Below are 20,669 nucleotides of genomic sequence, written 5' to 3'. Positions count from 1 at the left end.
GTTAGGGTCGCGTGCGTGGCCCAGCAGATCGTGGTGATCAGCAACCCGACCTCGGGCAGGGGCACGGGCGCACGGGTGGCGGCCCGGACGGCCGACCTGCTGCGCGCCCGCGGGCACGAGGTCGTCGAGCTGGCCGGGCGCGACGCCGAGGAGGCCGAGGCGCTCGTGCGTCGCGCGGTCGCCGACGGGCCCGACCTGCTGGTCGTCGTCGGCGGCGACGGCATGGTGCACCTCGCGCTGCAGGCCGTGAGCGGCAGCGACGTACGACTGGGACTCGTGCCGGCGGGCACGGGCAACGACGTGGCCCGCTACCTCGACGTCCCCCGCGGCGACGTCTCCGCGGCCGTCGGCGTGCTCCTCGACGGCGAGGAGCGGCGGCTCGACGTGGCGGTCGTCGAGGCGGGGAGGACCACGGGTGAGCGGCGCTTCCTGACCGTGATGGCGGCCGGGTTCGACGCGGTCGTCAACGAACGCGCCAACGCCATGCGCTGGCCGCGCGGCCAGGCCCGCTACACGCTCGCAACGCTGGCCGAGCTGCGGACCCTGGCCCCGATCCCCTACGTGCTCGAGCTCGACGGGCGCACCGAGCAGCTGGAGGCGACGATGGTGGCGGTGGGCAACGGGCCCTCCTTCGGCGGCGGTCTGCGCATCACCGAGGGAGCCGAGCTCGACGACGGCCTGCTCGACGTGGTGGTCATCGCCCCGATGTCGCGGCGCGAGCTGGTGCGCACCTACCCCAAGCTGTTCCGCGGCACCCACGTCGACCACCCGTCGTACTCCCACCACCGGGTGCGGCAGGTGCGGATCGAGGCGCCCGGCATCACGGCGTACGCCGACGGCGAGCGCGTCGGCGCGCTACCGCTGTCGGTGGGTGTCGAGCCCCGGGCACTGCGCGTCGTGGCGGGAGCCGGCCGATGACCGCCGCCGAGAAGTACGCCGAGTTCCGCCGGCGCCGAGAGCACCCGGTGCTGGCCGACTTCGCCTCGCGCCAGGAGTTCGCCCTCGACGACTTCCAGGTGCGCGCGTGCCGCGAGCTGGAGGAGGGTCGCTCGGTGCTGGTCGCCGCACCGACCGGCTCGGGCAAGACCATCGTGGGGGAGTTCGCCTGCCACCTCGCGCTCGAGACCGGGCGCAAGGCGTTCTACACGACCCCGATCAAGGCGCTGTCCAACCAGAAGTTCCACGACCTCAGCGACCGCTACGGCCCGGGCAACGTCGGGCTGCTGACCGGCGACCACAGCGTCAACGGCGAGGCACCGATCGTGGTGATGACCACCGAGGTGCTCCGCAACATGCTCTACAACGGCTCGCGCTCGCTCGCCGACCTCGGCTACGTGGTCATGGACGAGGTGCACTACCTCGCCGACCGCTCGCGCGGGGCGGTGTGGGAGGAGGTCATCATCCACCTGCCCGAGTCGGTGGCGGTGGCCTCGCTGTCGGCGACGGTGAGCAACGCCGAGGAGTTCGGTGAGTGGCTCGGCACCGTGCGGGGCGAGACGACCACGATCGTCGAGGAGCGCCGCCCGGTGCCGCTCTACCAGCACGTCATGGTCGGGCGCCGCCTCTACGACCTCTTCGCCCACGAGGAGGGGCGTCGCGACCCGGAGCCCGGCGCCCCCGTCGCCGACCCCAAGGTCAACCCTCAGCTGCTGCGCGTGGCACGCGACGACTTCGTGCGCAGCCGGGTCAAGGACCGCCGGCTCAAGCGGGGGGAGCGCCGGCCCCACCAGGGACCCGGCGGCACCCGCGGGGCCTGGACGCCCCGACGCTCGCAGGTGGTCGAGCAGCTCGACCGTGCCGGTCTGCTCCCGGCCATCGTGTTCATCTTCAGCCGTGCCGGCTGCGACGCCGCCGTGCAGCAGTGCCTCGAGGCCAACCTGCGGCTGACCACGCCGGCCGAGCGCGACGAGATCGTGCGGTTCGTGGAGCAGCGCTGCGCCGACCTGCCCGACGAGGACCGCCAGGTGCTGGGCTACCACGAGTTCCTCGACGGCCTGTCCCGTGGCATCGCCGCTCACCACGCCGGCCTGCTGCCCACCTTCAAGGAGTGCGTGGAGGAGCTGTTCCTGCGCGGGCTGTGCCGCACGGTGTTCGCCACCGAGACGCTCGCGCTCGGCATCAACATGCCCGCCCGGTCGGTGGTCATCGAGAAGCTGTCGAAGTGGAACGGCGAGACCCACGCCGACGTCACCCCGGGGGAGTACACCCAGCTGACGGGGCGCGCCGGTCGCCGAGGCATCGACGTCGAGGGCCACGGCGTGGTGCTGTGGCAGCCGGGGCTCGACCCGTCGTCGGTCGCCGGCCTCGCCTCGCGGCGTACCTACCCTCTGCGCAGCAGCTTCCGGCCGTCCTACAACATGGCCGTCAACCTCGTGCACCGCTACGGCCGGGAGACCGCGCGCGAGCTGCTCGAGTCGTCCTTCGCCCAGTTCCAGGCCGACAAGGCGGTCGTCGGGCTCGCGCAGCAGGTGCGCAAGGCCGACGAGGCGCTCGACGGCTACCGCGAGGCGGCGACCTGCGACCGCGGCGACTTCATGGAGTACGCCGCGCTGCGCCAGGCCCTGTCCGACACCGAGAAGGACCTCGTGCGTGCGCGCCGGGCCGACCGGCGCCAGGAGGTGCTCGAGTCGCTCGAGACGCTGCGCCCCGGTGACGTCATCGAGGTGCCGGCGGGCCGTTTCGCCGGTCTGGCCGTCGTGATCGACCCGGGCGCCGCCGGTGACCGCGACGGCCCGCGACCGCTGGTCCTCACCGTCGACCGGCACGCCCGGCGGCTCGCGATGGGCGACTTCCCGACCCCCGTCTCGGCGCTCACCCGGATGCGCGTGCCGAAGAGCTTCAACGCCCGCGACCCGCAGGCGCGACGCAACCTCGCGGCGTCGCTGCGCGACCGCACCCACGGGGCGGTCCCGCCCCCGGTGACCCGGCGCAGCGGCTCCGGGGCGAGCGGCGGAGCCGGCGGCACCGACGCCCGGGTCGAGCGGCTGCGCCGCGAGATCCGCGAGCACCCGTGCCACGACTGCCCTGACCGCGAGGACCACGCCAGGTGGGCCGAGCGCTGGCACAAGCTCGACCGCGACACGCGCACCCTGCGGCGGCGCATCGAGCAGCGCACGAACACCATCGCCCGGCAGTTCGACCGCGTCTGCGACGTGCTCCGGGCGCTCGACTACCTCAGCGGCGAGGCCGACACCCTGGAGGTCACCGACCGGGGCCGCACCCTGATGCGGATCTACCACGAGATGGACCTGCTGACGGCCGAGTCGTTGCGTGCCGGGCTCTGGGACGACCTCGACGCCGCCGAGCTCGCGTGCGTGCTCGCCGCCGTCGCCTACGAGTCGCGCCGTCCGGAGGACGCCCCCGCGCCGCGGCTGCCCAGCGGCGGCGTGCGCCGTGCGACCGACGCGATGGTGCGCATCTGGGCCGACCTCGACGTGCTGGAGCGCGACCACAAGCTCGACCAGCTCCGGCGCCCCGACCTCGGGTTGTGCTGGCCGGTCTGGCGCTGGGCCCTCGGCGACGACCTCGACGAGGTGCTGCGCGGCACCGACCTGTCGGCCGGCGACTTCGTGCGGTGGTGCAAGCAGCTGCTCGACCTCGCCGACCAGGTCGCCGACGCCGCCGGACCGGGGCCCCTGCGCGAGGCGGCGCGGGAGTGCGGCCGGCTGGTGCGCCGCGGCGTCGTGGCCTACAGCTCGGTGGCCGAGACCGACTGACACGCCGGTGGTCGGCCGGTGGTCGGCCTGTGGGCGGCATGTGGTCGGCCCGGCCCGGAATGGATGCCGGCCGGGCGGCCGCCACTGAGGGAACGGCCGCCCGGCCGGGTCGGTCACCCCCGTCTGCAGGATCGGGGAGACAGTGGGCTCATCATGGCCTCGGCCGGGTCGGGGCACAACGATCGTCGCCCTTTCAACCGCGGTGTCGGCTGCTGGTCCAGGTCAGGAGGCGAGGTCCGCTCGCGCGAGCAGGTCCTCCTGGACGAGCTCACCGTGCAGCGCCGCCCCGGCCAGCAGGCCCGCCGCCGACGCCGCCGCGACCTGGGCGGCGACGTCGGTGACGTTGCCCGCGAGCCGGAGGCCCGGCACGGCCGTGGCCCCCATCGGCTGGCTGGGGTACTGCTCACCCATCCCGGCCGGGTGCGGCTCGGCCGCCAGGCCCAGGGCGTCGAGGACGGGTGACGCGGCCCGCATCCAGGGAGCCACCACCAGGGCGTCGAGCGGCAGCACCGAGCCGTCGTCGAGACGGGCCCCGGTGAGCGGCTCTCCCTCCAGACCGACGACGCGGTGCTCGACGACGGGCACGCCCGCGGCGGCGAGCTGCGCACGGTCGGCGTCGCCGGGCGGGGCTTCGTGCGTCAGGAGCACGACGTCGTCGCTCAGGGCTGCGAACAGCAGCGCCTGGTGCGTGGCGTTGGCGCCGGTGGCGAGCACGCCGATGCGCTGGTCGCGCACCTCGTAGCCGTGGCAGAAGGGGCAGTGCAGCACGCTGTGGCCCCACCGCTCGGCGAGTCCGTCGACGTCGGGGAGCTCGTCGACCAGGCCGGTGGTGACGAGCAGCCGCCGCGCGTGCACCTCCTCCCCGTCGTCGAGCCCGACGACGAAGCGGTCGTCGTCGCGACGGGCGGTGACCGCTCGTGCGCGCCGTACCGTGCCGCCGTACGACGCCACCTCGGCGCGGCCTCGCTCCAGCAGCTCGGCGGGCGGGACGTCCTCCAGGCCGAGCAGGTTGTGCACGCCGGCCGCCGGGGCGTTGCGCGGCTCGCCCGCGTCGACGACCAGCACCGAGCGTCGCGAGCGCAACAGCGCCTTGGCGCCGGACAGGCCGGCGGCGCCGCCGCCGACCACGACGACGTCGAGCAGAGGGGTGTTCATGGTGGGGTCCTTTCGCTGGGGTGGTCACAGCGTGCGGCGACCGCTGCCGAAACGACAACATTCCTTGCCGTTGTGGCAAGATTGCGCTCATGGACGTCGACGCCGTGCTGGAGACCGTCGGGCCCCGGCTGCGGGCGCTGCGGCAGGAGGCCGAGCTCACCCTCGCCGAGCTCTCCGGGCGTACCGGCATCTCGGTCAGCACGCTCTCGCGGCTCGAGTCGGGCGGGCGCCGCCCCACGCTCGAGCTGCTGCTCCAGGTGGCCGGTGCCTACGGCCTGAGCCTGGACGACCTGCTGGCGCACGCCGTCGAGGACCCACGGGTGCCCCAGCGGGCGGTCACGCGCGGCGGCATGACGATGGTGCCGCTCTCGCGGCGACCCGGCGGGCTGCAGGCCTACAAGCTCACCATCGCGCCGGGCAAGCGCCGTCGCCAGCCCGACCCGCAGGTGCACGAGGGCTACGAGTGGCTCTACGTCCTCGACGGCCGGCTGCGCATGGTGCTGGGCGAGCACGACCTCGTCCTCGAGTCCGGCGAGGTCGTCGAGTTCGACACCCGCCTCCCGCACTGGTTCGGCGGCGCCGACGAGCGCCGCGTCGAGTTCCTGTCGATCTTCGGCCGCGAGGGCGAGCGGATGCACGTCCGCGCGCGGTCGACCCCGAAGCAGGGGTAGGCGTCTCGGCTGGGCCTGCGCTGGTGCTCCGGAGTCACTGGTGAACCAGTGACTCGGGGCGACGAGACCCGCCCCCACGACCCATCCTCAGGGGAGGGCGGCGAAGGTGTCGCGGAGGCGGGTGACGGGGGAGTCGAGGCCCCACCGCTCGGTCAGGGACGCCAGGGCGTCGGCGTCGGCGGGCTCGGCGGGGAGGACGAGGTCGGGGGAGCCGAGGTCGAGGTCGCGCACCACGGCGACGACCTGGGGGGCGACGGCGAGGTAGTCGGCCGCGGCCTTGATCTTGCCGCGCGGGCCGGGGCCCATGTCGGAGTCGGGGTCGTGGGCCGCGGCGACGATCGTGTCGAGGTCGTCGAAGCGGCCGAGCAGGGTGGCGGCGGTCTTGTCACCGACACCGGCCACGCCGGGCAGGCCGTCGGAGGCGTCGCCGCGCAGCGTCGCCAGGGCGGCGTACTGGTGTGCGCCGACGCCGTACTTCTCGCGCACCACCGCGTCGGTCACCCGCTCGTGCTTGCTGACGCCACGGGCGACGTAGAGCACGCGCACCTCGGCGTCGTCGTCGACGAGCTGGAAGAGGTCGCGGTCGCCCGTGACGATGTCGACGGGCATGCCGGCGCCGGTCGCGAGCGTGCCGATCACGTCGTCGGCCTCCATCTCGGCGTGGCCGACCACGGCGATCCCGAGGGCGGCGAGCACCTCGCGGATGACCGGCACCTGCACCTGCAGCGGGTCGGGCACCTCCTCCACGTCGGGGTCGCTGTCGCGCTCGTCGACGACGCGGTGCGCCTTGTACGACGGCAGCAGGTCGACGCGCCACTGCGGTCGCCAGTCGTCGTCCCAGCAGCAGACCAGGTGGGTGGGCTCGTACTCGCCCACCAGCCGGCTGATGAAGTCGAGCAGCCCCCGCACGGCGTTGACCGGCGTGCCGTCGGGGGCCGTGACGGAGTCGGGCACGCCGAAGAACGCGCGGAAGTAGAGGGACGCGGTGTCCAGCAGCATCAGCCGCTCGGGTCGTGTGGCCACCGCCGGAGTCTAGGCGCGCCCTAGGGTGGGTCGTCGTGGAGACGATCGACCGCCAGATCCTGCGCCTGCTCGCCGACGACGGCCGGATGAGCTACACCCAGCTCGGCAAGGTGACGGGGCTGTCCACGAGCGCGGTGCACCAGCGGGTCAAGCGGCTCGAGGAGCGCGGCCTGATCCTGGGGTACGGCGCCACGATCGACCACGAGGCGGCGGGCAAGCCGCTGACCGCCTTCGTCTCGATCACCCCCATCGACGTGTCGCGGCCCGACGACTACCCGCAGCGGCTCGCCGACGTGCCCGAGATCGAGTCGTGCTGGTCGGTCGCGGGCGAGGAGTCCTACATCCTCAAGGTGCGCGTCGGCACCCCCGCCGAGCTCGAGGACCTGCTCGGCCGGGTCCGGGCCGTGGCCCACGTCAGCACCCGCACCACCATCGTGCTGTCGACGCCGTTCGAGAACCGCGCGGTGCACTGAGCCCCTAGGTCCAGTACAGGACCCGGCAGCCGGGCAGCCGCCGGGCGAGCTCGTCGTGGAACCATCCCCGCAGCTCGGCCATGACCTCGCGCGGGTAGACGTGCTTGCTGCTGCCGAACTTGCCGCGCTTGACCGCACGCCGCTCCTCGTCCATCTCGAGCGTGGTGCGGGGGTACCAGCCGAGCAGCACCTCCTTGCTGCCGGCGGTGAAGCGGTGCGTGATCAGCTCGGCGGTCAGGTCGAGGTCGGGCACGCCGGCGACGGCGTCCTCGACCAGGCCGAGCAGGTGGTCGTAGTGCTCGCGCCAGCCGTCGAGCGCCATGATCGGCGCGATCGTCAGGCCGACGGGGTAGCCCGCGAGCGCCAGGCGCCGCAGCGCCCGCAGCCGTCCCTCCAGCGGGCTGGTGCCGCCCTCCCAGCGCCGGGTCACCGGCAGGCAGTTGACGCTCAGGCGGACCCGCGTGCGACCGCGGTGGTCGAGGTCGAGGAAGCGGTCGACGTCGTCGAACTTGGTGGTCCACCGCAGCTGCACCGGCGCTTCCCAGCCGGCGAAGTGCTCGACGGCGCGCTGCCAGCTGCCGGTGAGGTGGTCGAGCGCCAGCGGGTCGCTGTAGCACGACGCCTCGAAGGTGGTGCCCTCGTCGCTGCGGTGCCGCGAGCGGCTCGTGACCGCACCCGTGCCGACGTACGGCGCCAACCCGTCGAGGATAGCGTCGAGGTCGGCGTAGACGCGCGTGACGGGCGGGCCGGTCAGCGACCCGGCGAGGTAGCAGTACTGGCAGTGCGCCGGGCAGCCCTCCGCCAGGTCGACCCGCCAGTCGGCGCTCGGGGCGATCGGCTGCAGCCGGCGCCGGCTGGGCGGGCTGACGACCACAGCCATCGTCGACTTGGCGCGGGCGTAGGTCTGCCGGTCGGTGTCGCCGCGCACCCCGGTGAGCCGGTTGGCGCGGAGCCGCTCGACCTCGATGCCGAGCGACTCGACCCGCTCGACGATGCGACGACCGTGCGGCTCGTCGAGGGCGGCCGGCGTGACGACCACCCGCTTCGGGGTCCAGCGGCGCGTCGGGCCGCCGGCCGGCACGTCACCCTCCTCGGCCACCGCCTCGCCGCTGGCGCTGTGGGGGAGCGGCTGGTCGGGGGCGAGCGGCTCGTCGAGGTCGATCGTGTCGGGGTCGCGCACTCCCTCCGGATGCCCGCTACGCGCCGGCGTACGCCGCCTCGAGCTCGGCGATGTCGAAGGCGCGCCCGTCGACCGCCATGAAGCACTCGGTCACGCGCTGGACGGCCGCGGGATCGTCGCTGCCCAGCAGCTCGAGCATCCGCCGTGGCACGACCTGCCAGCTGAAGCCCCAGCGGTCGCGGATCCAGCCACACGGCCCGGGCTGCCCGCCGTCGGCGAAGTGGGCCCAGAACCGGTCGACCTCGGCCTGGTCGTCGAGCGACAGCGCGAACGACACCGACTCGTTGGCGACGAAGGTGGTCTCACCGCCTTGGAGCAGGGTGAAGGGCTGCCCGTGCAGCCGCAGCTCCACCGTCCACGGCGAGCGTCCGGTCACCTCGGCGTCGTCGAAGACCGAGCAGTAGTAGGCCGCGACCTCCTCGAGGTCGTGACCGTTGATCCAGAGGGTGGGGGTGATGGTGTCCATGCTTCTCCGACCCCGATCGCCCTCAGGACTCATCGGCGATCAGCCGGCGCACCACCGGGGCGCTCGACCCGGGCAGCAGCGCCGAGCGGTCGTCGGGCAGCCGGAGGCTGGTCACGACGCCGGGGGAGACGCGGTACGGAGACGACAGCAGCACCGCGCCGAGCAGTCGCCGCAGCCGGGACAGCTCGGCACGGACGGTGACGACGCGGGTGCGGTCGGCGAACAGCTCCTCGGCCAGGTCGGCAGCGCTACGACCGGTCGCGCCCGCCCGCACCAGCGCCAGCAGGATCTCGGCGTGACGGGGGCTCAGCGTGCGCGACCACTGCCCGCCGTCGGAGCCGACGCGGCAGACCGGCTCGCCGGTCAGGTCGAGCTCGACCGAGGTGACCCCGGCTCGCGCGCGGCCCAGCCGGAGCAGCCACCCGCCGGCCAGCGGCTCGGCGACCGCGTCGCCCAGCGTCGGCAGCCACAGTGGGCCACCCACGAGCTCGTCGGGCAGGGTCACGCGCTCGGGGGTGCGGGAGCCGACGGCGGCGGCGAGGTGGCCGAACCGGTCGACGGCGAGGACGTCGCCATCGAGCCGCGCCAGCACGGGCGCCGCGACGGCGCGGAGCCGGTCGAGGTCGCGGCGGTGCTCTTCGACGACGTGCATCGTGGTCAGCTGCGCTGCCATCTCGACGAGCGCCAGCTCGGCCGGGTGCACCTCGCGGCTGGGGCCGCTCACGTCGAGCACCCCCATCGTGCGCCCGGTCCACGGGTCGCGCAGGGGCGCGGCGGCACAGCCCCATCGGGTGTGGGAGTCGCAGAAGTGCTCCGGCCCGGCGATGTGGACGCCCTCGCCCAGCACGAGCGCCGTCCCGATGGCGTTGGTGCCGACGTTGCCCTCGGTCCACGCCGAGCCGCTGACGAAGCCGAGCCCGTCGGCTGCGCGTCGTACGCCGCTCGCCCCGGCCCGCCACAGCACGCGACCCTCGGTGTCGGCGACCACGACCATCTGCCCGGCCTCGGTGACGGGGCGCAGCTGCTGCACCAGCCGGGGCACGTGGTCGGCCAGCCCGCTCGCAGCGCGACGGCGCTCGAGCTCGGCGGTCACCAGCGGCGGGACCTCGGGGGCCGACCCGGGCTCGAGGCCGCAGGCGGCCGCCCGCCGCCAGGACGCGGCGACCGGGCCCCGGGGGGACCCCGGTGACCCCGGTGACCCTGAGGCCCCCGGCCTGGAGGCGTCGGCGAGGACGTCGTCACGGGTGCGGGCCAGGTCGCGGTCGGTTCCCACGGCGGGACTCCCTCCGAATCCGGCACGGCCGGGATGCAACGTCGTGCAACCCTGGCCGGACAGGCGCTCGCGGTGTGTGCTCGGTCACATCCACCCTAGGCGAAGGAGACCCCGATGACCCAGGCCCCCGAGCGCGAGCAGACCGAGGCCGCCGCGCCCGACGACGCCGCCACCGGAGCCCAGCAGCGCGCCGAGCGCTGGTTGGCCGCGTTCGAGGCGGCGTTGCGCGAGCGCGACACCGGCCGGGCCGCCGGGCTGTTCGCCACCGAGTGCTACTGGCGCGACCTGATCGCCTTCACCTGGAACATCCACACCAGCGAGGGTCGTGACGACGTCGCCGGCATGCTCGACGAGGTGCTCGACGGCGTCGACCCGTCGGGCTTCGCCACGACCGAGCCCGCCGACGAGGCCGACGGCGTGGTGACCGCGTGGATCCGGTTCGAGACCGCCGTGGGCCGGGGCAACGGCCTCGTGCGCCTCGTGGAGGAGGACGGCGAGGACCGGGCCTGGACCCTGCTCACGGCGATGTACGAGCTCAAGGGCCACGAGGAGCCGCGAGGCACCCACCGACCCATGGGTGCCGAGCACGGCGCCAACAAGGAGCGCAAGACCTGGAAGGAGCAGCGCCAGGAGGAGGCCGAGAGCCTGGGCAGCACCACCCAGCCCTACGTGCTGGTCATCGGCGGCGGCCAGGGCGGCATCGCCCTCGGCGCCCGGCTGCGCCAGCTCGGCGTCCCGTCCTTGGTCATCGACAAGCACCCGCGACCGGGCGACCAGTGGCGCGGCCGCTACAAGAGCCTGTGCCTGCACGACCCGGTCTGGTACGACCACCTGCCGTACCTGAAGTTCCCCGACAACTGGCCGGTCTTCGCACCCAAGGACAAGATCGGCGACTGGCTCGAGTCGTACACCAGGGTCATGGAGGTGCCCTACTGGTCGAGCACCGCCGCGACCAGCGCCGAGTGGTCCGAGGAGCGCCAGGAGTGGGTGGTGGAGGTGGAGCGGGAGGGCACGCCCGTGACGCTGCGGCCGAAGCAGCTCGTCTTCGCCACCGGCATGTCGGGCAAGCCCCGGATGCCCGAGGTCGAGGGCACGGACGTCTTCCGCGGCGACGTGCACCACTCCTCGGCCCACCCCGGGCCGGACGCCTACCGCGGCAAGAGGGCCGTCGTGATCGGGAGCAACAACTCCTCCTTCGACATCTGCGGGGCGCTGTGGGAGAACGACGTCGACGTGACGATGGTGCAGCGCTCGTCGACCCACATCGTCAAGAGCCACAGCCTGATGGAGCACGGTCTCGGTGACCTCTACTCCGAGCGGGCGCTGGCGGCGGGGGTGACGACCGAGAAGGCCGACCTCATCTTCGCCTCGCTGCCGTACCGGATCCTGCACACCTTCCAGATCCCGGCCTACGAGAAGATGGCCGAGGAGGACAGGGACTTCTACGACCGTCTCGAGAAGGCCGGGTTCTGGCACGACTGGGGAGCCGACGGGTCCGGGCTGTTCATGAAGTACCTGCGCCGCGGCTCCGGCTACTACATCGACGTCGGCGCTGCCGACCTCGTGGCCGACGGCGACGTCAGGCTCGCCCACGGCCAGGTCGTGCGGCTCACCGAGGACGCCGTCGTGCTCGACGACGGCACCGAGCTCCCGGCCGACGTCGTCGTCTTCGCCACCGGCTACAACTCGATGAACGGCTGGGTCGCCGACCTCGTCGACGAGGACACCGCCGACCGGCTGGGCAAGGTCTGGGGCCTCGGCTCCGACACCCCGAAGGACCCCGGCCCGTGGGAGGGCGAGCAGCGCAACATGTGGAAGCCGACCCAGGTCGACAACCTGTGGATGCACGGCGGCAACCTCCACCAGTCACGCCACTACTCGCTCTACCTCGCGCTGCAGCTCAAGGCGCGCCACGAGGGCATCCCCACCCCCGTGCACGGCAAGGCCGAGGTCCACCACACCGGCTGACCCGACCCGGCCCCGGACGCCGACGGCCGGTCCCCTCGCGGGGGCCGGCCGTCGTGCCGCTGGTCGAGCGGCCGTCGACGGCGGCGCGCACCTCGCCGGGTCTCGAGGCTCGTCGCTGGCGCTCCTCGCACCTCGACCAGCCCAGGCCGGCAGGGGTGGTCGAGGTGCCCGAGCCCCCGGGCGAGGGCCTCGAGACCGGGTCAGGCGCGGCGCAGGGTGAGCAGGACGCTGGCGACGACGTAGTAGGCGACGTAGCCGAGGGAGAGGCCGGCGAGCAGGAGGCTGGGGTCGGGCAGCTGCAGCAGGAGCACGGCGTACGAGACGAGCCACAGGCCCGCGAGGGTGAGGTTGAGGCTGCGGGCGACCCTGGTGCGCGAGGGGTAGATGTACTTCACCGGCACGAAGACGAGCACCGCGCAGGTGAGGAGCAGGGCGGCGGTGACCGCCGGGGACAGGTCGAGCACGATCACGTAGAACGCCAGGACGTTCCAGTAGCTCGGGAAGCCCAGGAAGCAGTGGTCGTCGGTCTTCGCGTCGACCCGGCAGAACTGGTAGCTCGACGCGAGCAGCGGCAGCACGGCCAGCGCGGCGCCGGTGGTGCCCTCCGGCAGGTAGCTGCCGTTCCAGAGCATGAAGACCGGCACGAAGCAGTAGGTGATGTAGTCGACGATGTCGTCGAGCCGGGCGCCGTCGAAGGTGGGGATGACCTGCTTGACCCGCAGCCGGCGCGCGAGCATGCCGTCGGTGCCGTCGATGACCAGGGCCGCCAGGAGCAGCCACAGCGCCGCGACCTCGTCGCCCTGCACGGTGGCCACGAGCGTGAGGAAGGCCAGGGCGGTGCCGCTGGCGGTGTAGGTGTGCAGCGCCCACCCTGCCGCACGCTGTCGTTGCGTGGGGACCTCGGCGGCATCGGCCAGCGGAAGCGCGGTCATGTCTGGGTGCACCCTCTCGTCGGCGTCCGGGGTTGGAACGCCACTTCGTGACGGCCGGACCACCGCTGTGGTGCAGCATCCCCCGTCGTCGTCGCGTCCAAGCATGCGGGACGAGGGGCCCTGTTGTCGTGCTGGACCGGAGTGTCGGCGCGCGCCCGGTCCACGGTCCGTCAGCGCAGCAGCTCGAGGACGGCCTGCTCGAGGGCCCGTTGCTTCTCGCCGGGGGAGTTGTGCTCGGCGAGCACCAGCTCGCGGTCGATGGTGGTGCCCGACTCGTAGAGGTCGATGACGCGCGGGTCGACGTAGGAGCTCTTGGCCATGGTCGGGGTGTTGCCGAGGTAGTCCGAGACCTCGGTGACCGCGGCCTTGACGGCCTTCTGCCGGGACCGCTTCGTGTCGCCCGGCTCGTCGCTGGCGGCGAGCGACGCGGCGGCGATCACGGTCGCGTGCCAGGTGCGGAAGTCCTTCGCGGTGAGGTCGTCGAAGAAGCTGCCGAGGTACTCGTTGACGGTCGAGCCGTCGAGGTCGTGCCAGGTGCGTCGCAGCTGGTAGGCGAGCAGCCGCTCGGAGCCCCCGCGTCGGCGACGCATCGTGTCGAGCGCCTCGAGGACCTCGACGTCGTCGATGTCGATGCTGTGCTCGACACCCGACTTGCCGACGAAACGGAAGCGCAGCACCTGCCCCTGCCGTCGCACGTGGCTCTTGCGCAGCGTCGTGAGGCCGAACGAGCCGTTGGTGTCGGCGTAGACGTCGCTGCCGATGCGGAAGTAGCCGAGGTCGAGCAACCGCACCGCGACGGCGTTGGCGCGCTCGAGCGGCATCTTCTCCAGACCCAGGTCGCGGCGGACCGCCTCGCGGGCCTCGGGCATCCGCTCGGCCGCGCGCAGCACCCGGTCGAACTTCAGCTTGTCGCGCTTGATGCGCCACTCGGGGTGGTAGAGGTACTGGCGCCGCCCGGCGTCGTCGGTGCCCACCGCCTGGATGTGCCCGTTGGGCCAGGGGCAGATCCACACCTCGCGCCACGCAGGCGGGATGGCCAGTGACTTGACCCGCTGGACCTCGTCGGGGTCGGCGATCCGGTTGCCGCGCTCGTCGAGGAACGACCAGCCGGTCCCGGCGCGGCGCCGGGTCCAGCCCCGGCCGTCGGGGGAGGAGGTGCGCAGGCGGACCATGCCGCGCCAGTGCCCGCCGCGCGCCACGGCCATGCGGGGACGACGACGTGGGCGACCGGCGCAGCCGGGGGCTAGCGCGACCCGGCGGCCTGCCGGGCCCACCACTCCTGGCCCTCGGCGGGCAGGGTGTGGATCGGGTCGAAGTAGTCGTAGGTGCGGGTCAGGGCGTCGGGGTCGGAGGCCTCGATCGAGGTGCGGTAGTTCTTGGTCCACGACGAGATGCCGCGCACCTCGTCGTACGCCGCCACCTGGTGCACCCAGCGCTTGCCGACGAACGGCACGTCGCACACGATGCGCGGCGTGGCGAAGCCCGGCAGGTAGCCCATGAGGTGGTGCTGCAGCCGCTGGGCGTCCTTGACCGAGACCCGCCAGTGCTCGGCGGCGGGGATCATGTCGCACATGTAGAGGTAGTAGGGCAGGATCCCGGCGCCGTCGAGCAGCCGGAAGCACAGGTTGAGCAGGGCATGGGCGTCGGCGTTGACGCCGTCGAGGAGCACCCCCTGGTTGCGCACGTCGCGCACGCCGGCCTCGAGCATCGCGCGCGACGCCTCCGCGACCAACGGAGTGACCGAGTTGGCGTGGTTCACATGGGTGTGGATCGCGAGCGAGACGCCCCGCGCACGGGCCTTGGTGGCCACGCGCTCCATCCCGGCGCGCACGTCGTCCTGCAGCCAGTGCTGCGGGAGCCCCATCAGCGCTTTGGTCGCGAGTCGGACGTCGCGGATGTTGTCGACCTCGAGCACCTGGTCGAGGAACGCCTCGAGCCGCGCCCAGGGCATGTTGGCGACGTCGCCGCCCGAGACCACCACGTCGCGCACCGACGGGGTACGGCGCAGGTAGTCGAGCATCTGCTCGTGGCGGTCGACGGGCTTGACGAAGAACTTCAGCTTGTCGACCTGCGGCGTGCTGTTGCCGACGAGGTCCATGCGGGTGCAGTGCCCGCAGTACTGCGGGCAGGTGGGCAGCAGCTCGGCGAGCACCTTGGTGGGGTAGCGGTGCGTCAGGCCCTCCACGGCCCACATGTCGTGCTCGTGCAACGAGTCACGGCTCGCGTGCGGGTGCGAGGGCCAGTCGGTGCGCCGGTCGGAGAGGACCGGGATCATGTAGTGGCGCACCGGGTCGGCGTACATCGCCTCGGTGAGCGAGCCCGGGCCGACCGGCTCCGTCTGCGGGGCCATCGTGTTGAGCATCTGCGGCGGCACCAGCATCGACATGGTGGCGCGCTCGACCTGGTCGCGAGCGAGGTCGTCGTAGAACCCCTCGTCGACCAGGTCGCCCCACACCTCACGCAGCTGCGCGAGGTTCTTGACGCAGTGGGCGCGCTGCCACTGCGCGCTGCGCCACTGCTCCTCGGTCACGTCCCGCCAGCCGGGGAAGCGACGCCAGTCGGGCTCGATGAGCTCGACCCGGCGGTAGGCGTAGGGCTGCCCGGTCTCCTGCTCGACGAGAGCGGCGATCGACGTCTGGATGCTCACGACCTCATGGGAACACACTCCCTACGGTCCTTCAATCCACACGCCGGAAGACTTGCCGCAACAAGCACGATCGACGAGAAGGTCTCCTGTCTCTGGAGCGGGTCGGCTCCGCGAGCCGCACGACCGGGGGTTCGCCGACGCGCGCGGTCTCGTTCCGCCGGTCGTCGAGGGGGGTCGGCGACGGCGATGGCGACGGAAACGGTCGTCGCGGAGCTCCATGCATCGGTCGCGCCGTAGACCAGTCGGCGTGTCCAGCGCGACACGCCGACTGACGTGAATTTTCGACACGTCACCCTCATGTGTCGTCCATCTCACTGACCTGCGGTTTCGTCACGTCGTCGCTGGTCAGGGACGGGCTTGACTTCGCGATCCGCGCCGGACAGGGTCGGCGAAGTTTCTCCGGGCAGCACGTCCCGACCCGGCGACCGACTGTTGCGTGACCGAGCCATCTCGCCAAGGTGGTCATCGGCCCTCGCACTTGGCGGGTCGGCCGACGCGGAAGGGGCGGGAGGACGCGGGGGGAGCGAGGCGACCAGTAGACAACGTCCGCAGGCTGGCATCCGGTCAGTGGGTGGGCGGTCCGAAGGTCCTCGTCGTTCCCCCCGTCCTGCCCTCCCGGCGCAGAGACAGCCGGGGCGTCTGACCCGGCCACCTGACCCCACCGCCGACCGGACCCGCGGGGCGGGGACCAGTCGTTCATCCTGCCGTCGCCCCCTCCTCGGAGGCGTCAGGGCGACGCACAGCACGAGCACGACGCGGTCGAGCGACTGCCGGTTGAGGAGACGCTACGTTGCAGGACATGGCGCACCCCTACCCGCTCGAGGCCCGTCCCGCCACCGCTCGCGGCGGGGTGGTGATGGTGGTGCCCACGTACAACGAGGCAGACAACCTGGGCCCGCTGCTGGAGCGGCTGCACGCCGCCCAGCCCGACGTCCACGTGCTCGTCGTCGACGACGGGTCGCCCGACGGCACCGGCTCGATCGCCGACGAGGCCGCTGCTCGCGACCCGCGCGTCGAGGTCGTGCACCGCACGACCAAGCAGGGCCTGGGCGCGGCGTACCTCCACGGCTTCCGCGTCGCCCTCGAGCGCGGCTACGACGTCATCGGCGAGATGGACGCCGACGGGTCGCACCAGCCCGAGCAGCTGGCCGCGCTCCTGCGGGCCCTCGACGGGGCCGACCTGGTGATCGGGTCCCGCTGGGTCCCGGGTGGGTCCATCGTCAACTGGCCGCGACGACGCGAGCTGCTCTCCCGCGGCGGCAACCTCTACACCCGCGCACTGCTGGGCATGCCCGTGCGCGACGCCACTGCCGGCTACCGGCTGTTCCGACGCACCACGCTCGAGGCCATCGACCTCGACCAGGTGATCAGCACGGGCTACGTGTTCCAGGCAGACCTCGCCCACCGCACCGTGAGGGCGGGACTGCGGGTGGTCGAGGTGCCGATCGAGTTCGTCGAGCGCGTGCGCGGCGAGTCGAAGATGAGCGGGTCGGTCGCCTGGGAGTCACTGCGCCGGATCACCCGCTGGGGCCTGAGCGAGCGCGCCCGTCAGCTGCGCGCGGCTCGCGAGCGCCGCCGTTCCCGACCGGAACAGCACACGCCCGTCGGTCGTTGACGAGTCATGAGCAGCCCGCACCTGCACGGCCCCCCGCCTCACCAGCCTCCCCGCCCAGGTCCGACGCCGACGGCGCGTCGCCGCCGGGTGCCGCTGTGGGCGGTCGCGCTGGCCTTCGTCGCGGTGCCCTTCGTCGAGATCTGGTCGATCGTGCAGGTGGGTCAGGTCGTCGGCCCCTGGTGGACGCTGCTCCTGCTGCTCGGCACCGGGGCCCTGGGGGCGTGGCTGGTACGACGCGAGGGGGCACGCACCTGGCGCTCGCTGCGCGAGGCGGTCCGCGAGGGTCGGCCGCCCCACCAGGAGGTCGCCGACGGCATCCTGGTGCTCCTCGGTGGCGCGATGATGCTGCTGCCGGGCTTCGTCTCCGACGTCGTCGGGCTGCTGCTCGTGCTGCCGTTCACCCGTCCGCTCGCGCGCCCGCTGCTGGCCCGGGCGGTGGCCCGGCGTCTCGACGCGGCGTACGACGCCGTGCCCCCGCAGTTCGGGGCCCAGTTCGGCGTTCCGCAGCGCGGGTCTCGTGCGGGTCGCGACGACGTGGTGCAGGGCGAGGTCGTCGACCCCTAGGTCGCCGCCAGCACGCACGAAGGCCCGCCCCGGTGTCCGGGGCGGGCCTTCGGCGAGCGGCGTCTCGGTGTCTCAGACGGACGCCTTGCGCTTGCGGCCGCTCGCGCGGTGCAGGTGGGCCGGGCCGATCTCGCCGCCGCGCAGCAGCTCGAGGCGCTCGGCGAGGATCTCCTCGAGCTCCTTCTCGGAGCGCCGCTCGAGCAGCATGTCCCAGTGGGTGCGGGCGGGCTTCTCGGCCTTCACCTCGGGCTCGATCCCGGACGTGGCGCGCGCCTCGGCGCCGCAGCGCGGGCACTCCCAGAGGGCAGGGACCTCGGCCTCCACCGACATCGTGATCTCGAAGTCGTGGCCCTGCGCGCAGGCGTACCCGACCTGCTGACGGGCGGCGAACTCGATGCCTCGCTCGTCCTCGAAGCTCTGCCCGCCGAGACGGGCTCCTCGCAAGGTGCGCTCTGCCATGGTTGGTACCTCCAGGTGGTGAGCCGTCGGGGAGGTGGTTCCGCCGGCTCGGATGCCTTAGCTCGACAAGTGGCGCGACCGAGCCGATGGGCTCGTGCGTCGTGGGCGGTGCTGCTGGGTGTGGGTCCAGCGTCTCATCCCACCCAACGAGCGACCGAACCTGAGCATTCCCGGCACGGACCCGGACTACACCTGTCGCCGGGACCGGTGTCGGGACCGGTGTCGAGACCGGTGTCAGACCACCGCCGGCACCTGGTTGCCGGCCTCGGTGATGCCACGGCGCACGTCGAGGCGGAGCAGGAAGAACGCCCCGAGGGCGAAGAACACCAGCAGGGCCAGGATCGACGGCCGGTAGGACCCGGTGAGCTGGAAGACCACGCCGAACAGCAGCGTGCCCAGCCACGACGTGCCCCGCTCGGCAGCGTTGTAGAAGCTGAAGTAGGCGCCCTCGCGGCCCCGGGGGATGAGCAGGCTGTAGAGGGAGCGCGAGAGCGCCTGGGTGCCGCCCATGACGATGCCGATGGCGACGGCCACGAGCATGAAGAGCGCGACGTTGCCGCGGGGCAGTGCCAGCGCGGCGAGGACGATGAGCATCCAGGCGAAGGTGCCGACGAGGATGCAGCGGTAGGCGCCGTGGCGGGCCGCGAGCCGGCCGAAGAGCAGCGCCCCCCCGAAAGCCACGAACTGGATCAGCAGGATCGTGGCGATCAGCACCGACGGCGCGAAGCCCAGCTGCACCTGGCCGTAGATCGAGGCCGCGGTGATGACCGTCTGTATGCCGTCGTTGTAGAAGACGAAGGCCAGCAGGAAGGTCAGGGTCATCGGGTAGGACCGGATCTCGCGGAAGGTCTCGGCGAGCTGGCCGAAGCTGCGGCGCAGCGCACCGCCCTCGACCTCCACGACGGCCCTCGGAGCGACGTCGCGCAGCCGCACGAAGGGGATGATCGTGAAGCCGGCCCACCACAGGGCGGCGGACAGCATCGAGAGCCGGACCGCGAGCTCACGGTCGAGGCCGAAGAAGCCCGGCGCGAGCACGAGCACGAGGTTGAGCAGCAGCAGCACCCCGCCGCCGAGGTAGCCGAACGCCCAGCCGCGTGACGACACCGCGTCGCGCTCGTCCTCGGTCGCGATGTCGTTGAGGATCGCGTAGTAGCTGACCATCGCGCAGCCGGCGAGGATGCTGCTGGCCACGACCGCGACGGCGCCCAGCTGCCAGTCGTCGTCGCGCATGAAGAACAGCAGCGACGCGAACGCCGCCCCGCTCCACGCGAACGCGGCCATGTGCACCTTCTTGCGCGCCGAGCGGTCGACCCACGCCCCGACGACCGGGAGCACGAGGGCGCCCGCGATGGTCGCGAACGTCGTCAGGTAGCTCGGCAGGGACCCGGCGGACAGCTGCAGGCCGAGCACGCCGACCGTGCGGTTGCAGACCTCGACGTCGGGCCCGCACCCGGCCGCCCGCCCGGCGACGGTGATCATGTACGGCCCGAAGAGGACCGAGAGCACGGTGGTGTAGAAGGCGGAGTTGGCCCAGTCGTACCAGTTCCACGCCCGCTGCTGGGTACGCCGCTCGGCTGCGGTCAGCTCGGCCGCACGGCCGGGCACGTCGGTGGTCATCGGGGCTCCTCCGGGCGGGGGGCAGGGCGAGGGTCGGCCTGGGGCCACTGGCCGCGCGCGCGGAGCACGTCGGCGAGCAGGTCGGTGCGGTCGGTGATGAGCCCGTCGACCCCGAGGTCGAGCAGCTGGTGCATCTGGTCGGGCTCGTCGACGGTCCACACGTGCACGTGGGCGCGGGCGGCGTGGGCGCGACGCACGAGGTCGCGGGTCACGACGGGCACCGGCCCGCGCCGGTGGGGCACCTGGAGCGCCGCGACCCGGCCGCGGGTGAGCAGCCGCGCCGCGCGCCCCGACGGGCAGGCAGCGAACAGGGCCACCTCGGCGGGAGACGCCGAGGTGGCCACCCGGCCGCGGCTCGCGCGACGGAAGACGTCGAGGCGACGCTGGGAGAAGGAGCCGACGCAGACCCGGTCGTGGCTGGCCGTGCGGTCGACCAGCGCGGCCAGCGGCGCGGCGGCCCCCGGGGCCTTCAGGTCGATGTTGAACCGCGCCTCGGGCAGCTCCTCGAGCAGCTCGGCGAGGGTCGGGACGGCGTGCTCGCCGGCGACGCGGAACCGGGCCACCTCGTCGGCGCGCAACCGGGCCAGCCGGCCGGTGCCGTCGGTGACCCGGTCGAGGACGGCGTCGTGGAAGGCCAGCAGGGCCCCGTCGCTGGTGGCGTGGACGTCGGTCTCGAGGTAGGTGAAGCCGAGCGCGACAGCGTGGCGGAACGCGTGCAACGTGTTCTCGGCCCCGAGCAGCTCGGGGTGCCGGGCCCCGCCGCGGTGCGCCATCGCCAGCACGCCGGGTCGCGTCGGCGCCGTCGTCTCGAGCACCGCGTCGAGGTAGGGGAACCCCGTGCGCGGTGCTCGGCTGGGAGCCGGCCGGGCGCTCGGGGTCATCCCGGCAGTATGGAGCGGCATGCCCCCAT

At 73.1% G+C, this 20,669-nt stretch carries 18 protein-coding genes; 7 read left to right on the top strand and 11 right to left on the bottom strand.

Translation table 11 applies throughout. The annotated features are described in order from the left end of the window. Window positions 1–15: 15 nt before the first annotated feature. Together ACYU8I_RS11390 and ACYU8I_RS11385 are read left to right on the top strand one after the other, a co-directional pair. Window positions 16–918, top strand: coding sequence for a diacylglycerol kinase (locus ACYU8I_RS11390; RefSeq protein ID WP_460840761.1), 903 nt, complete (start codon window positions 16–18; stop codon window positions 916–918). Further along, on the top strand, window positions 915–3,716 hold the full coding sequence (locus ACYU8I_RS11385) for a DEAD/DEAH box helicase (RefSeq protein WP_460840759.1): 2,802 nt from the start codon (window positions 915–917) through the stop codon (window positions 3,714–3,716). The genes ACYU8I_RS11390 and ACYU8I_RS11385 overlap by 4 nt, the downstream gene beginning before the upstream one ends. Window positions 3,717–3,938: 222 nt before the next feature. Here ACYU8I_RS11385 and ACYU8I_RS11380 read toward each other — a convergent pair whose 3' ends face one another. Further along, window positions 3,939–4,871 carry an NAD(P)/FAD-dependent oxidoreductase gene (locus tag ACYU8I_RS11380; RefSeq protein ID WP_460840757.1) on the bottom strand — a complete coding sequence of 311 codons (933 nt, stop codon included), beginning with the start codon at window positions 4,869–4,871 and terminating at the stop codon, window positions 3,939–3,941. Between the two features lie 89 nt (window positions 4,872–4,960). Between ACYU8I_RS11380 and ACYU8I_RS11375 the strand changes: the two genes are divergently transcribed. Further along, on the top strand, window positions 4,961–5,542 hold the full coding sequence (locus tag ACYU8I_RS11375) for a helix-turn-helix domain-containing protein (RefSeq protein WP_460840756.1): 582 nt from the start codon (window positions 4,961–4,963) through the stop codon (window positions 5,540–5,542). 87 nt (window positions 5,543–5,629) lie between these two features. On the opposite strand, the gene ACYU8I_RS11370 is transcribed toward ACYU8I_RS11375, so the two are convergent. After that, entirely contained in the window at window positions 5,630–6,565 is a 936-nt protein-coding gene (locus tag ACYU8I_RS11370) for a 5'-3' exonuclease (protein WP_460840754.1), read from the bottom strand. A 35-nt stretch (window positions 6,566–6,600) separates the two neighbouring features. On the opposite strand from ACYU8I_RS11370, the gene ACYU8I_RS11365 reads away from it, so the two are divergent. Then, window positions 6,601–7,038, top strand: coding sequence for an Lrp/AsnC family transcriptional regulator (locus tag ACYU8I_RS11365; protein ID WP_460840751.1), 438 nt, complete (start codon window positions 6,601–6,603; stop codon window positions 7,036–7,038). Between the two features lie 4 nt (window positions 7,039–7,042). Here the strand turns inward: ACYU8I_RS11365 and ACYU8I_RS11360 are convergent, their stop codons facing one another. From ACYU8I_RS11360 to ACYU8I_RS11350, 3 genes are read right to left on the bottom strand one after another with little or no spacing between them, the layout of a single operon-like run. Continuing rightward, window positions 7,043–8,218 (bottom strand): SPL family radical SAM protein, encoded by a 1,176-nt coding sequence (locus ACYU8I_RS11360; protein ID WP_460840749.1) that lies wholly within the window; start codon window positions 8,216–8,218, stop codon window positions 7,043–7,045. A 16-nt stretch (window positions 8,219–8,234) separates the two neighbouring features. After that, window positions 8,235–8,684, bottom strand: coding sequence for a VOC family protein (locus tag ACYU8I_RS11355; protein WP_460840746.1), 450 nt, complete (start codon window positions 8,682–8,684; stop codon window positions 8,235–8,237). A 22-nt stretch (window positions 8,685–8,706) separates the two neighbouring features. After that, complete coding sequence (locus ACYU8I_RS11350; RefSeq protein WP_460840744.1) at window positions 8,707–9,957, bottom strand: GAF domain-containing protein; 1,251 nt, start codon at window positions 9,955–9,957, stop codon at window positions 8,707–8,709. A 114-nt stretch (window positions 9,958–10,071) separates the two neighbouring features. Between ACYU8I_RS11350 and ACYU8I_RS11345 the strand changes: the two genes are divergently transcribed. Further along, window positions 10,072–11,925: a flavin-containing monooxygenase gene (locus ACYU8I_RS11345; RefSeq protein ID WP_460840742.1), complete on the top strand. Its 1,854-nt coding sequence runs from the start codon at window positions 10,072–10,074 to the stop codon at window positions 11,923–11,925. A gap of 200 nt (window positions 11,926–12,125) precedes the next feature. Here the strand turns inward: ACYU8I_RS11345 and ACYU8I_RS11340 are convergent, their stop codons facing one another. The 3 genes from ACYU8I_RS11340 to ACYU8I_RS11330 all read right to left on the bottom strand — a co-directional run bounded on the left by ACYU8I_RS11340 (window position 12,126) and on the right by ACYU8I_RS11330 (window position 15,504). Continuing rightward, window positions 12,126–12,857, bottom strand: coding sequence for a CDP-alcohol phosphatidyltransferase family protein (locus ACYU8I_RS11340; protein WP_460840739.1), 732 nt, complete (start codon window positions 12,855–12,857; stop codon window positions 12,126–12,128). A 170-nt stretch (window positions 12,858–13,027) separates the two neighbouring features. Further along, window positions 13,028–14,062, bottom strand: a complete 1,035-nt coding sequence (locus ACYU8I_RS11335; protein ID WP_460840737.1) for a DNA topoisomerase IB — start codon at window positions 14,060–14,062, stop codon at window positions 13,028–13,030. A 38-nt stretch (window positions 14,063–14,100) separates the two neighbouring features. Next, window positions 14,101–15,504, bottom strand: a complete 1,404-nt coding sequence (locus ACYU8I_RS11330; RefSeq protein WP_460840734.1) for a KamA family radical SAM protein — start codon at window positions 15,502–15,504, stop codon at window positions 14,101–14,103. A 799-nt stretch (window positions 15,505–16,303) separates the two neighbouring features. Between ACYU8I_RS11330 and ACYU8I_RS11325 the strand changes: the two genes are divergently transcribed. Both ACYU8I_RS11325 and ACYU8I_RS11320 read left to right on the top strand, forming a co-directional pair. Then, a complete protein-coding gene (locus ACYU8I_RS11325) occupies window positions 16,304–17,119 on the top strand; it encodes a polyprenol monophosphomannose synthase (RefSeq protein ID WP_460840733.1) in 816 nt (271 codons plus the stop codon). A 6-nt stretch (window positions 17,120–17,125) separates the two neighbouring features. Next, window positions 17,126–17,683, top strand: coding sequence for an FxsA family protein (locus tag ACYU8I_RS11320; RefSeq protein WP_460840730.1), 558 nt, complete (start codon window positions 17,126–17,128; stop codon window positions 17,681–17,683). A 72-nt stretch (window positions 17,684–17,755) separates the two neighbouring features. Here ACYU8I_RS11320 and ACYU8I_RS11315 read toward each other — a convergent pair whose 3' ends face one another. The 3 genes from ACYU8I_RS11315 to ACYU8I_RS11305 all read right to left on the bottom strand — a co-directional run bounded on the left by ACYU8I_RS11315 (window position 17,756) and on the right by ACYU8I_RS11305 (window position 20,661). Next, window positions 17,756–18,142 carry an RNA polymerase-binding protein RbpA gene (locus tag ACYU8I_RS11315; RefSeq protein WP_460840727.1) on the bottom strand — a complete coding sequence of 129 codons (387 nt, stop codon included), beginning with the start codon at window positions 18,140–18,142 and terminating at the stop codon, window positions 17,756–17,758. 234 nt (window positions 18,143–18,376) lie between these two features. Next, complete coding sequence (locus ACYU8I_RS11310) at window positions 18,377–19,759, bottom strand: MFS transporter (RefSeq protein ID WP_460840725.1); 1,383 nt, start codon at window positions 19,757–19,759, stop codon at window positions 18,377–18,379. Next, window positions 19,756–20,661 carry a glycerophosphodiester phosphodiesterase family protein gene (locus ACYU8I_RS11305; protein ID WP_460840723.1) on the bottom strand — a complete coding sequence of 302 codons (906 nt, stop codon included), beginning with the start codon at window positions 20,659–20,661 and terminating at the stop codon, window positions 19,756–19,758. Before ACYU8I_RS11305 ends, ACYU8I_RS11310 begins: the two co-directional genes overlap by 4 nt. Between the last annotated feature and the right edge of the window lie 8 nt (window positions 20,662–20,669).

The sequence above is a fragment of the Nocardioides marmoraquaticus genome (assembly GCF_054777915.1).
Note: the sequence above shows the minus strand (reverse complement) of the source record. Positions and strands in the feature narration are given on the sequence as shown.